Below are 11967 nucleotides of genomic sequence, written 5' to 3' on the forward strand. Positions count from 1 at the left end.
GGACTTCGCTAGTCGCTTCGTTCCGTCGCATGTAGCTTGTGATTTTGCAAAGGCAAAATCAATCGCAACTTATGGCGGATTGCGTTAATTTAACAATTTGATTTGCGGTGATTGAGTTCGTCGAAATCGCCTTAAATTCATAAAAAGTAAAAATTATGAAAAGCCGTTTTCTGTACATTGTATTTTCATTTCTCGCTTTGTTTTCTTCATATGCGGGAATAAGTACACAGAAAGCGGTTTTTTCTTCATCTGACGATGTAAAAATCATCGCTGTTCATTCTCCGTCGCAAGAATTCATTTCCGCGTCTGTAAATGAAGCGAAAATAATCGAGCGTACATTTTCACGCTCGCAAAAGAAAACTGAATCTTTCGGCGGTTTTTCAGGAAATCTTCTTTTTGAAGATTTAGGATTTTCTTCAGCTTTTCTTTCTTCTTCATCGAATATTTCTTTAAGCACTTTTCGGGTGCTTCTTCTTCCAAAATCAATTCAAAATATTATTTTCCTCCAGACTGTCGTCTAAATAAAACGTAAAAATCATAATTTTGACCTTATTTTAAATTTTTCTCAGAGGTTTTATATGACGGGTTTTATTATTGTGCTTGTTATTTTTGCAGTCATGACTGTTGGTTGCATTGTGTTTTTTAAGTAATTTTTTTTAGCCTGCAAAAAATCTTTATTTTGCAGTTTTGAATTTTTTAAATTTTTTTTTGATTTGGAGATTATTATGTTATTTGGAATTATATGCGCTGTTTTGATTTTAGTTTCTTCTGTTGTTTTTTCTCTTTTAGCCGTTTTGATTGATAATTTTGGCGACAGATGTATTGAAAAAATTGACGGAAAATTCTAATTCAAACTTGTGGTTTTATTCTTTATTTGATATATTGAATTAAATATCCGGTATTTTAGTTTTTAGACAAAGGGGTCTGTGTTTTATAAAAAAATGCAGGCCTTTTTTGTTTTTAAATTGAATTAGGCGGAAATTGATAGTATAATAGAAAGGTCTTTTTTTTGTGAGAGGTATTAAAATGAAAAAAAGTGTTCTTGTTGCATTAGCCGGCGTTTTGTCGGCTGCTCTTTTGGTTAGCTGTGGAGAAAAAACTCCTACTGTTAAAATTGGTGTTTTTGAACCTGCTTCTGGCGACAATGGTGCCGGTGGTAAACAGGAGACTCTTGGTATTCAGTATGCAAACAGCATTACTCCGACTGTAAATATTGGCGGAACAGAATACAAAGTTCAGCTTGAAATTGTTGATAATGAGTCTTCAAATGATAAGGCTGTTTCTGCCGCTTCAGAACTTATTTCTAAAGGTGTTTCTGTAGTTTTGGGTTCTTATGGTTCTGGAGTATCTATTGCAGCTTCTGATACTTTTGCTTCGGCTGGTGTTCCTGCAATTGGAGTAACTTGTACAAACCCTCAGGTTACTGCTGGAAATGACCATTATTTCCGTATCTGCTTTCTTGATCCGTTCCAGGGCTCAGTTCACGCTTATCTTGCAAAGTCTGTTTTTAATGCTAAAAAAGCCTATGCACTTGCAAAACTTGGCGATGACTATTCTGTAGGATTGTGCAATTACTTTATTGAGGCTGCAAAAAAACTCGGAATTGAAGTTGTTTATGAAACATTCCCTGACGGTACAAGCGACTTTGCGGCCTATGTTGCAAATGCAAAAAACTGCGGCGCAGATGTAATGTTTACTCCAACTTCTATTGAAGCTGCGGCTCTTATTATTGAACAGGCAAATACTCAGGGACTTTCAATTCCACTTCTTGCAAGCGATACTTGGGATTCTAACGTTATTTTGGCTTCTGCAAAAGGAACAAACATCGGTATTTATGTAACGACATTCTTTGTTGAAGGCTCTGATGATCCTCAGGTTGTTGATTTTGTAAACGGATTCCGCAACTACATCAACACAAATGCTACTGCAAAAACAAATAACGGCGGTGATGATGAAATTGCTGCTGTTTCTGCAATGGGATTTGACGCTTATTACACAGCTCTTGAAGCGATTAAGAATGCTGGTTCTATAAAACCTGACGCTGTAAAAGCTGCTTTGCCAAAAACTTCGTACAAGGGAGTTTCTGGAAGCATTGCTTTTGATGCAGCTGGAGACGCAGTACGCGATGTTGCCTATATTAAAAAGGTAAACACAAAGACTGGAAAATGGGATTTTGTTGCTCAGCAGAGCGTAAAATAATTTAATAAAACAAAAAACATCTGCAAGAGTTTGTCATAAACTGATAAAACTGCAGATGTTTTTTTATGATAAAATATTGGTATGGCTGAAAAGTATTTTTTTTGCAAGTTCAGTCTGGCTGAGGGATGGTAAGGGCGCGGAGCGTTCTAAAAAAATCAATTCGCATGCGGATTGACTTTTTTAGAATGAAACCCTGGACAGCCCGTTTTCTGTGCTTGCGCAGAAACAGCCCCAAAAAATTAAAAACAATGGAAGAATAAATGGATTTTTTACAGAGTAATTTGCCGTATCTTCTTGCAGGAGTTTCGACTGGCGGTCAATATGCGCTTATTGCCATTGGTTATACGATGGTTTATGGAATTTTGAGACTGATTAACTTTGCGCACGGAGATGTTTTTATGGCTGCCGGGCTTATAATGGTTTATAGTTATACAATTTTGCCTTTGTGGCTTGCTGTTGTTTTTACTGTCGTGCTTACTGTTTTGCTTGGATTTTCGGTTGAAAGAATTGCATACAAACCTTTGAGAAATGCGCCTCGTATGTCGATTATGATTTCGGCAATCGGAATGTCTTATCTTTTGCAGAATATTGCCCTTTATATTACTGGCGGTCTTTTAAAAAAATATCCTACTATTCCGTGGATTTCTGATTCTATTACAATTGCCGGCGCAATTACAAAGCGCGTTACGGTTATTACTCCATTTTTGACGATTTTTCTTGTTCTTGCCCTTGTACTTTTGATTAAAAAAACAAAAATTGGAATGGCGATGCGTGCTGTTTCGAGAGATTTTGAAACTGCCCAGCTTATGGGAATTAAAATAGATTCTGTCATAAGCACAACTTTTGTTATCGGTTCTTTTTTGGCAGCAGTCGGTTCAATCCTGTTTTTTTCTAATTATCCTGGAGTTACGCCTACTGTTGGCGGAATGCCTGGCTTAAAGGCATTTGTTGCGGCTGTTTTTGGAGGAATTGGTTCTGTTCCTGGAGCTGTAATTGGCGCTTTTATAATTGGTATTTGTGAAAATATTATAAAGGGAATCGGATGGACGACTTTTAGCGATGCTTTTACTTTTGTCCTTTTAATTATTGTTCTTATGTTTATGCCGACCGGTATTTTTGGCGAAAAGAAAACTGATAAAGTTTAGTGCGGGAATGAAAATGCAAAATAAATTGTTAAAATTAAATGATTTAAAAAATAAAAAGGACTTGATTGCCGGTTTTTGTCTGCTTGGCATTCTTTTTGTTGTGCTTGCTGTTCTTGAAGCTGTTTTGCCTCGAACTTCAATTTTATTTACTGTGCTTAAAAAAGGCGCAATTTATTCTCTTGTTGCCGTAAGCATGAATCTTCTTAATGGTTTTACAGGACTTTTTAGTCTTGGCCAGGCCGGATTTATGCTTCTTGGAGCGTATACTTATGGAATTTTTACGATTCCTGTTGCTGCAAGGGCTCAGGTTTATCAGTATTTTGACGGCGGTTTGATTCAGTTTACTTTGCCGGTTTTTGTTGCTTTGATTCTGGCTGGAATTGTTGCCGCTCTTTTCGCTTTTTTAATTGGGCTGCCTGTTCTTCACTTAAAATCCGACTATCTTGCTATTGCAACTCTTGGTTTTGCCGAAATCGTGAGGGCGCTTTTTCAATGGGACAAAATTGGCGCGGTTACGAACGGTTCTAACCTTTTGAGAAAATATCCGGTTTTTCAGAGCTGCATATTTTATTTTTTTGTTTCCGGGATTTGTATTGCGATCATAATGCTTTTAATCAATTCTACTTATGGGCGTGCTTTTAAGGCTGTCCGTGATGATGAAATTGCAGCCGAGGCGATGGGAATAAATCTTGCACAGACCAAACAGTTGAGTTTTGTGGTAAGTTCATTTTTTGCAGGAATTTCAGGCGCGCTATTGGCAATGTTTCAGACAACTATTCAGGCAAGTCAGTTTAAATCTGCTCTGACTTACGAAATTTTGCTGATTGTTGTTATCGGCGGAATGGGATCGATTACAGGAAGCTGTATTTCTTCATTTTTGTTTATTGCTTGCTCTGAATGGTGGCTTCGCTTTTTGGACAGAACGGTTACGATTGGTTCATTTACTGTTCCTCTTTTGAGGCCTGGATTTAGAAAAGTAGTATTCTCAATTGCGATTATGGCGATTGTTCTTTTTTATCAAAAAGGAATTATGGGCGAAAATGAATTTAGTATAAGCGGAATTATAAAATTTCTTAAAAATTTAAGATTTAAGCTTTTTAACAAAAAAATTAACAAGCAAAAAGAAACTGCGGAGGCGAAGTAATGGCTCAGAACGTTTTAAAGCTTGAAAACATTACGATGCAGTTTGGCGGTGTTGTTGCCGTAAAATCTCTCAGTCTTGAAGTAAATAAAGGCGAGATTGTCTCTTTGATAGGGCCGAATGGCGCCGGAAAAACAACAGCATTCAATGTTATTACGGGTGTTTATTCTCCTACAAACGGAGCGGTTTATTTTAACGAGAAAAAAATCGTGGAAAATCATCCGCGCGGAAAAATGAAAAAACTTTACGCAGGAAGCGAAAAAGGCCAGTATCTCGGTCATCTTGAACCGACTCCGGACAAAATTACAAAACTCGGAATTGCGCGTACTTTTCAGAACATTCGCCTTTGGAAAAGCCAGAGCGTTTTTAACAATGTCTTGATTGCAATGCATTTGCGCCGTACAAGCAATATTTTTACTGCGACTTTCCGTCTGAATTTAAAAGAAGAAAAAAAACAGAGGGCAGAAGTTGAGCGGCTTTTAAAAATTCTTGGTTTGTACGAAGTAAAAGACGAAATGTGTACATCTCTTCCTTACGGTTTACAGCGCCGTCTTGAAATTGCGCGCGCTCTTGCAACAGAACCTCAGCTGCTTTTGCTTGACGAGCCTGCCGCCGGAATGAATCCTCAGGAAACTGCCGAGCTTACAGAATTTATCCGCAGAATTCGCGATGAATTTAATCTGACTGTTTTTATGATTGAACATCATATGGATCTTGTAATGGATATTTCTGACAGAATCTATGTCTTGAATTTTGGAGCGCTGATTGCGAGCGGCATTCCTGAAGAAATTCAAAATAATACGGAAGTTATTAGCGCATATCTTGGAGAATCGGAGGACTCAAATGCTTAGTATAAAGAATTTACATGTTTCTTACGGCGGAATAAAAGCCCTCCGTGGTGTTGATATTCAGGTTCCTGACGGAAAAATCGTTACACTGATTGGAGCAAACGGTGCCGGAAAGTCAACTTTATTGCGTACAATCAGCGGACTTGTAAAGGCAGAAAGCGGTTCTATTGAATTTGGCGGAACTGAGCTTGCTGGAATGAAAATCGATAAAATCTGTTCGCAGGGAATTGCCCTTAGTCCAGAAGGAAGACATGTCTTTGCCGATTTGACCGTAAAGGAAAATTTAAGTATAGGTGCTTATTTACGAAAAGATAAAACTGAAATCGAAAAAGACCTGCAATGGGTTTATTCGCTTTTTCCGCGTCTAAAAGAAAGAAACTGGCAGTATGCAGGCACACTTTCTGGCGGAGAGCAGCAGATGCTTGCTGTTGGACGTGCTCTTATGAGCCGGCCTAAACTTTTGATGATGGATGAGCCTTCTTTAGGGCTGGCCCCTCTTATCGTTCAGCAAATTTTTGATATAATAAAAGAAATCAACAAGGCCGGAGTGACGATTCTTCTGATTGAGCAGAACGCGAATATGGCTCTAAAAATTGCAGACAAGGCTTATGTTCTTGAAACTGGTTCGATTGTTTTAGAGGGTAGCGGTGAAGAACTTTTGCAGAATGAATCTGTACGGGAGGCCTATCTCGGAAAAAAGAAATAAATGAAACTTTCAGATTTTGAACTTAATGCTTATTTAAAAAATTCTGCTGGAAATTCCGGCTCTGAAAAGTCTGTTGCGGATATGGTGCTTTCTGACCGCTTAAAAGACGAAAAAAAAATGGTAAAGCCTTTTAATCCAAAACGGATATATTCAAATCCGGTGGTTCAAAAATCTGAAGCCGACAAAGCCGGAAAAACTTTTTCCGGTGAAAATTTTTCAACGACTGGATTTCCAAAAAACTTTAACCCAGTTTCCGAAAAAAAATCATTTTCGGACTTTGCTTCGAAAAATGCTATTAAAAACGGCGGGCTTTTAAAAGTTCCTGTTCAGCGGCCTTCTCCAGACGGAAAAGACAACGTTTACAGGCGTGTTGCAAAGTTTTTAATGCTTATTGGAATTGATGAAGCTGCAAAAATTCTTCCGCACCTTTCGTCAGATCAAGTTGAAAAAATAATTCCTGAACTTGCGACAATTCGTTCAGTCGAAAAAGACGAAGCGGTTTCAATCCTAAAAGAATTTAAATCTTTGACGGAACGCGCCCGCGAAGACGGCGGAGTGAATGTTGCCAGAAATATTCTTGAAAAAGCCTTTGGCGCTAAAAAAGCGGGCGAAGTTTTAGAAAAAGCGGTTCCTTTTAAAAATGGAAAACCGTTCAATTATCTGAGCGAAGCGGACAGCGAAAAAATTTCCGCGCTTTTAAAAGACGAAAGCGCAAATGTTCGCGCTCTTGTCTGTTCTAACCTTCCGCCAAAAAAAGCCGCCCAGTTTATAAATTCGCTTCCCGAAAAAGAAAAAACGGAATTGATTTTACATCTGGCAAAACTCAAGAAAATGAATCCGGATATTGTTGCAAGAATTGACGAAGCAATGCTTAAAAAAATGAATTCGCTTGTAACAGAAAAATCTGATTCAATTGACGGAAAGAACGTGCTTGCCCAGATTTTAAAGCAGATGGACAGTGCAAACGAAGAAAAACTTCTTGATAAAATTTCTTCTTCAGATCCTCTCTTGAGCGAAGAATTGAGGGAAAGGCTTTTTACAATTGATGATATTGTTAATGCTGACGACAAATTTATTCAAAAAAAATTACAGCAGATGCAGGATGAAGAAATTGCATTTGTAATTCACTGCAAAAAAGACGATTTTAGAAATAAAATTTTATTCAACGTGTCAGAAAACCGTCGAAAAATGATTCTTGACGAAGAAGAAAGGCGAAGTCCAATGCGAAAAACCGATGTTGAAAAAGCGACTTCTTTGTTTTTTTCTTATATGAGACGCGCCTGGGAAGAAGGAAAATTGATTATAAAAGGAAGGGATGACGAAATTTATGTCTGATATAAAGATTTTTAAAAAGGGAAGTGAATATAACGGTTTTTGTATTTTAAATGTTTTTGAATTAAAAGACTATCATTCAACGGCAATATATTTGCGGCATAAAAAAACAGGGCTTGAGATTTTGCACCTTGTTAACGATGAAACCGAAAATCTTTTTTCTTTTACCTTTCGAACGCCAAATCCTGAGGGAAACGGCGCTGCACATATAATGGAACATTCCGTTTTGTGCGGTTCTGAGCGTTATCCTCTAAAAGATCCTTTTACACAGCTTTCAAATCAGAGCGTAAAAACTTATTTGAATGCCGCAACTTATGCAGATAAAACGGTTTATCCTGCGAGTTCGACTGTCGAAGCCGATTATTTTAATTTGATGAGCGTTTATGCCGACGCAGTTTTTTTTCCTAGGCTTTCGCCTGAAATCTTTGCGCAGGAAGCCCATCGCCTGGAAATTGACGGAGATGGAAATCCTTCTATTCAGGGAGTTGTTTACAACGAGATGAAAGGCGTTTATTCGTCTTTTGAATCGGTTGCAATGGACGTTCCTGTAAGAAATTTGTTGAAAAATTCAATTTATGAAGAAGATTCTGGTGGCGATCCTTTAAAAATTCCTTTTTTAACTTACGAAGAATACAAAAATTTTCATAAAAGATGGTATAGGCCAGAAAACTGTTTTGTTTTTTTGTACGGAAATATTCCGACAGAAAAGCAACTGGATTTTTTGCAAAAAAATTTTTTGACAAGGCTTGAAGAAAAAAATCCTGACTATGAATGGACAGATGAAGTAAGAAATTCAATTTTAAAAACGCATATTGAATATGTAACTCCAAAAAAAATTGAAAATGAGCTTTTTGTAAAGACAACCGGACCTTCTGGCGAAGAAAAAGAAAAGAAAAGCACTGTTTACGTTACCTGGGATTTGGGAGAATCAAAAAATGCCGAACAAAATATGGAAAAAATATTTTTGACAGGCGTTCTCTTAAACCATGACGGCTCTCCGCTCCAAAAGGCTCTTGTCGAAAGTGAGCTTGGCGAAGATACTGCTCCTGGAATGGGACTTGACGGACTTTTTCATACTCTTTTTACAGTCGGTTTGCGTGGTGTTAAGAAAAACAGCGCCGAAAAAGTAAAAGAACTCGTTTTTTCAACCTTGAATAAAATCGTAGAAAATGGAATTGATAAAGGCGATATTGATTCAACTTTGATGGGACTTGAAATTTCTCACCGGGAAATTGAACGTCAAAACGGACCTTTTGCTAAATCGCTGATGATGGCACCGATAAATGCCTGGCTTTACGGAAATAAAATCGAAGACAGTTTTCGCTTGAGAACTGTTCTTGAAAAAGTAAGGCAGAAAATTCAAAACAAAAAAGGCTATCTTGAAGAGCTGATAAAAAAATTCTTCTTAGAAAACAAAAGTTTTGCTGTTTGCGAAATCGTTCCTTCAAAAAAATATACGACAGAAAGAACAAAACAGGAAAATGCGCTTGTAAAAGAATTGGTTCAAAAAACTTCTTTGGAAGCCATTAAAAACGAAAATGCTGAACTTCATGCTTTTCAAAGCAAAAAAGACGATACTTCTTGCCTGCCACACCTTCGTCCCAGCGATTTTATTATTGAAGGAAAGAGAATTTCTGACAGTTATTCGCTTAAAATCAAAACTCTCGAAGGAAAAGACGGTTCTTCTGTAGATTATTTTGAAAGCAGAGAAAATACCAACGGCATTACTTATGTCGATATTGGTTTTCCGGCCGATGTTTTAACTTCTGACAAATACAAATATCTTTCTCTTTTTGCAGAAACAGTATGCGACTGTGGCTGGGGAAAACTTGACTGGAGCGAAGCTGCCGCCGAAACAGCCCTTTCTACAGGTGGAATTACCTGTTCTATTTTGACGAGCGAAACTCCGCTTACAAAAAACAATGCCGATTTTAGAAAAAGACACAATTTTACGGCACGCGATTGGGTTGTTTTTAAGCTTAAGGTAATTGATGAAAAATTAAAAGAAGGACTTGGGCTTTTTGCGGACAACATAAACAAAGTTGATTTTAGCGATTATAAACGCTTAAAAGATATTGCGGTTGAAACGAGAAATGATTTTGATTCAAGCGTTGTGCCTGCCGGTCATCAATATGCAATGCTCAGATGTTTGCGAAAAGCTTCTAAGGTTTCTGCGGTTGATGAAATTTTAAACGGTTTAACCCAGATTTTTTGCCTTCATGAATTTGCTGAGGCTGATCCGAAAAAAAATTCTGCCGTCTTTAATGAAATTTTACGGAAAATAAAATCTGGAGGCGGTTTTATTCACGTGACTTCCGAACCTGAGACCATTGAAAAAAATAAGGAACTTATCGCAGCTTTTGTAAAATCAATTGGACTGTGCGCCCTAAAATCTCCAGCAGAAAATAGCCTTGAAGATTTTGTAAAATTAACAGAATTAGACAGCAAAAAAAGTCTAAAAAATTCCAGAGATGAAGAAATTGTGATTCCAAGCCTTGTTGGTTTTGCAGGAGAGGCGTTCAAAACGATTGCTTACGGTCAAAAAGGAAATGCAATTCTTGAAATCTGCTGTCATTGGCTTTCTAATATTCTTCTTTGGGAAAAAGTCAGGACAATCGGCGGCGCATACGGCGCTTTTTGTGACATTGATTCAATTACTGGAAATCTTTTGTTTGCTTCTTATCGGGATCCGGCACCTCAAAAAACAGCTGATGTTTTTGAAAACTGTCTAAAAGAGGCGGCGCTTATTGATTTTAATCAGGACGAAACAGAAAAAGCCGTAATGGGAACTTATTCGCATTTTGTTGTGCCAAAAACACCTCGTGCACGCGGAAGCATTGAGCTTTTGCGGACTTTGTATGCAATTGACGATGTTGACCGGGAAAATAAAATTCTTGAACTTTTGCACTGCACTCCAGCAGAATTAAAAAAAGGTTTTAATGAACTTTTAGAGTTTTCAAAAAAAATAAAATATCGTGTTATAATCGGACCTGATAATGATGATTTAGGTGGCGAAAAGATATTTTTACCATTATAATAAGAACATACGGGAGATTTATTATGAATCATAAATATAAAACTTGTATAAAAATGTTAAGACAGCTCGTGTCAGATATTCAGGGAGCGCCGTATCCAAGTGAAAACTTTGAACCTGAATTATATAAAATTTGGTATGAACATGTTCAAAATGCTGCCGTAAATTGTTTTGAATATCTTGATGACAATTTTCCTCAGGAAAAGGAAGATTTTGATAAGACTTTAAATAAAATCTTTAAATAAAGCTAAATCAGAAATCCGTTTTTGCCGAAATTTTATTTATATAGAAGAATGAAAAAATTCTTGTTTGGCAAGGCGGGTGCAATGGCGGCATCAAAAAAATACAATCGTTTTGATAATTATTTACTAAAAGGAAAACTGCGCCGTAAAGGTTTTGAATGGTGGCGTTATGTTTTTACAGGAATCAACAGGGCAACAGGAGAACAAAAGGCCTTTTTTGTTGAATTGTATTATGTAAATCCGTTGATTTCGCCTAAAAAAGCGATAATAGCACAAAAATCCCAATTAAAAATTTCTGATTCTGATTTGCAGTACGCGCTTGCAGGAACTTTAGCCGCAAGCAAAGCGAATGAAGAAGAGGAGTTTATTCCAAGTTATGCTCTTTTAAAAGCTGGTTTTTATGGAGAAAACGGCAGGCAGTTCAACTGTTTTTATCCATCGGAAAAACTTAATTTCATAAAATCTGATCAGTCTTTTAAATTGGAAAATTGTATTTTTGGAAAAGACTTGATTTCCGGCAGTATAGAAGTTACAGAAGAAAATTTGTCCGAAAAACCGGAGCTTTTGTGTTCGGCTGGAACAATGAAATGGAATCTGCACTTTGAAAAGACTATTGAATCAGCTCCTTTGTATAAAAATAAAAACGATTTATGGATTCCACTTGGCGCAAAAACAGTCTTTGCAGGAGTTGTTGAATTAAACGGAACGGAATACACAGTTGTTCCTAGAAGTTCTGCCGGCTATATTTCTAAATCCTGGGGCGAAAAACTGATTGAAAATTATTTCCATCTTTCATCGACGAATTTTACGAGTTCAATTTCTGGAAAAAATTTGGGAAAATCCTGCTTTTGTATTGAAGGCGAATTTGAAAAAAAACTGAAGGCTTTTGTCGAGCTTGAAGGAAGAAAAATTTCTCTGAGTGGAAAAGGAATTTTTAATAAGTATTCTGAAATTCATTCTTGCTCTCAGATGCCAATAGATGCCGATGGCGAAAAACTTCACTGGAGTGTGAGTGTTCATTGGAAAAAATATGTAATCGATGTTGATGTTTATTGCAGGACTTCACAAATGCTCATAAAAAATTATGAACTTTTGGAAGGCGGAAGGGACTTAATCGAAATATGCAGTGGCGGAACAGGTTTTGGAGAAATAAAGATTTTTAAAAAAATCAGAAAAAATCTTGAGCTTTTGGAGCACGCAACTATATTTGATGTAATCTGCGATTTTGGGTCGGTTGACTCAGCGGAAGCCTAAGAGGAGCGCACGGCCGGGCTTGTAGCCCGGATACTTGCATGCTGTCGCATGCTGCGGCTTTTGCTT

General features: G+C 37.2%; 11 protein-coding genes. All 11 read left to right on the forward strand.

Annotated features, from left to right (window positions below):
- The first annotated feature begins 155 nt into the window (after positions 1 to 155).
- Positions 156 to 521, forward strand: a complete 366-nt coding sequence (locus tag B2X33_RS01850) for a hypothetical protein (protein ID WP_296022685.1) — start codon at positions 156 to 158, stop codon at positions 519 to 521.
- A gap of 204 nt (positions 522 to 725) precedes the next feature.
- Positions 726 to 848: a hypothetical protein gene (locus B2X33_RS01855; protein WP_296667182.1), complete on the forward strand. Its 123-nt coding sequence runs from the start codon at positions 726 to 728 to the stop codon at positions 846 to 848.
- A 178-nt stretch (positions 849 to 1026) separates the two neighbouring features.
- Entirely contained in the window at positions 1027 to 2199 is a 1173-nt protein-coding gene (locus tag B2X33_RS01860) for an ABC transporter substrate-binding protein (RefSeq protein WP_296667184.1), read from the forward strand.
- 260 nt (positions 2200 to 2459) lie between these two features.
- Entirely contained in the window at positions 2460 to 3344 is an 885-nt protein-coding gene (locus B2X33_RS01865; RefSeq protein WP_296022688.1) for a branched-chain amino acid ABC transporter permease, read from the forward strand.
- Between the two features lie 13 nt (positions 3345 to 3357).
- Entirely contained in the window at positions 3358 to 4488 is a 1131-nt protein-coding gene (locus B2X33_RS01870) for a branched-chain amino acid ABC transporter permease (RefSeq protein WP_296022689.1), read from the forward strand.
- Positions 4488 to 5336, forward strand: coding sequence for an ABC transporter ATP-binding protein (locus tag B2X33_RS01875; protein WP_296667186.1), 849 nt, complete (start codon positions 4488 to 4490; stop codon positions 5334 to 5336). The genes B2X33_RS01870 and B2X33_RS01875 overlap by 1 nt, the downstream gene beginning before the upstream one ends.
- Positions 5329 to 6039 carry an ABC transporter ATP-binding protein gene (locus tag B2X33_RS01880; protein ID WP_296022691.1) on the forward strand — a complete coding sequence of 237 codons (711 nt, stop codon included), beginning with the start codon at positions 5329 to 5331 and terminating at the stop codon, positions 6037 to 6039. Before B2X33_RS01875 ends, B2X33_RS01880 begins: the two co-directional genes overlap by 8 nt.
- The gene (locus B2X33_RS01885) at positions 6040 to 7374 is read left to right on the forward strand and encodes a flagellar motor switch protein FliG (protein WP_296667189.1); all 1335 of its coding nucleotides are present in this window, start codon (positions 6040 to 6042) and stop codon (positions 7372 to 7374) included.
- A complete protein-coding gene (locus B2X33_RS01890; protein ID WP_296667191.1) occupies positions 7367 to 10408 on the forward strand; it encodes an insulinase family protein in 3042 nt (1013 codons plus the stop codon). The genes B2X33_RS01885 and B2X33_RS01890 overlap by 8 nt, the downstream gene beginning before the upstream one ends.
- A 23-nt stretch (positions 10409 to 10431) precedes the next feature.
- Positions 10432 to 10650, forward strand: coding sequence for a hypothetical protein (locus B2X33_RS01895; protein ID WP_296022694.1), 219 nt, complete (start codon positions 10432 to 10434; stop codon positions 10648 to 10650).
- A gap of 81 nt (positions 10651 to 10731) precedes the next feature.
- Positions 10732 to 11901, forward strand: coding sequence for a hypothetical protein (locus B2X33_RS01900; RefSeq protein WP_296667193.1), 1170 nt, complete (start codon positions 10732 to 10734; stop codon positions 11899 to 11901).
- Positions 11902 to 11967 lie beyond the last annotated feature (66 nt).

The organism is Treponema sp. UBA785 (genome assembly GCF_002297065.1).
GTDB lineage: Bacteria > Spirochaetota > Spirochaetia > Treponematales > Treponemataceae > Treponema_D.

Bases quoted from the DNA above. Each gene is read 5' to 3' on its own strand.
- B2X33_RS01870 (WP_296022689.1), top strand. From the start codon at position 3,358: ATGCAAAATAAATTGTTAAAATTAAATGATTTAAAAAATAAAAAGGAC.
- B2X33_RS01880 (WP_296022691.1), top strand. From the start codon at position 5,329: ATGCTTAGTATAAAGAATTTACATGTTTCTTACGGCGGAATAAAAGCC.
- B2X33_RS01885 (WP_296667189.1), top strand. From the start codon at position 6,040: ATGAAACTTTCAGATTTTGAACTTAATGCTTATTTAAAAAATTCTGCT.
- B2X33_RS01900 (WP_296667193.1), top strand. From the start codon at position 10,732: ATGGCGGCATCAAAAAAATACAATCGTTTTGATAATTATTTACTAAAA.
- B2X33_RS01895 (WP_296022694.1), top strand. From the start codon at position 10,432: ATGAATCATAAATATAAAACTTGTATAAAAATGTTAAGACAGCTCGTG.
- B2X33_RS01860 (WP_296667184.1), top strand. From the start codon at position 1,027: ATGAAAAAAAGTGTTCTTGTTGCATTAGCCGGCGTTTTGTCGGCTGCT.
- B2X33_RS01875 (WP_296667186.1), top strand. From the start codon at position 4,488: ATGGCTCAGAACGTTTTAAAGCTTGAAAACATTACGATGCAGTTTGGC.
- B2X33_RS01855 (WP_296667182.1), top strand. From the start codon at position 726: ATGTTATTTGGAATTATATGCGCTGTTTTGATTTTAGTTTCTTCTGTT.
- B2X33_RS01865 (WP_296022688.1), top strand. From the start codon at position 2,460: ATGGATTTTTTACAGAGTAATTTGCCGTATCTTCTTGCAGGAGTTTCG.
- B2X33_RS01890 (WP_296667191.1), top strand. From the start codon at position 7,367: ATGTCTGATATAAAGATTTTTAAAAAGGGAAGTGAATATAACGGTTTT.
- B2X33_RS01850 (WP_296022685.1), top strand. From the start codon at position 156: ATGAAAAGCCGTTTTCTGTACATTGTATTTTCATTTCTCGCTTTGTTT.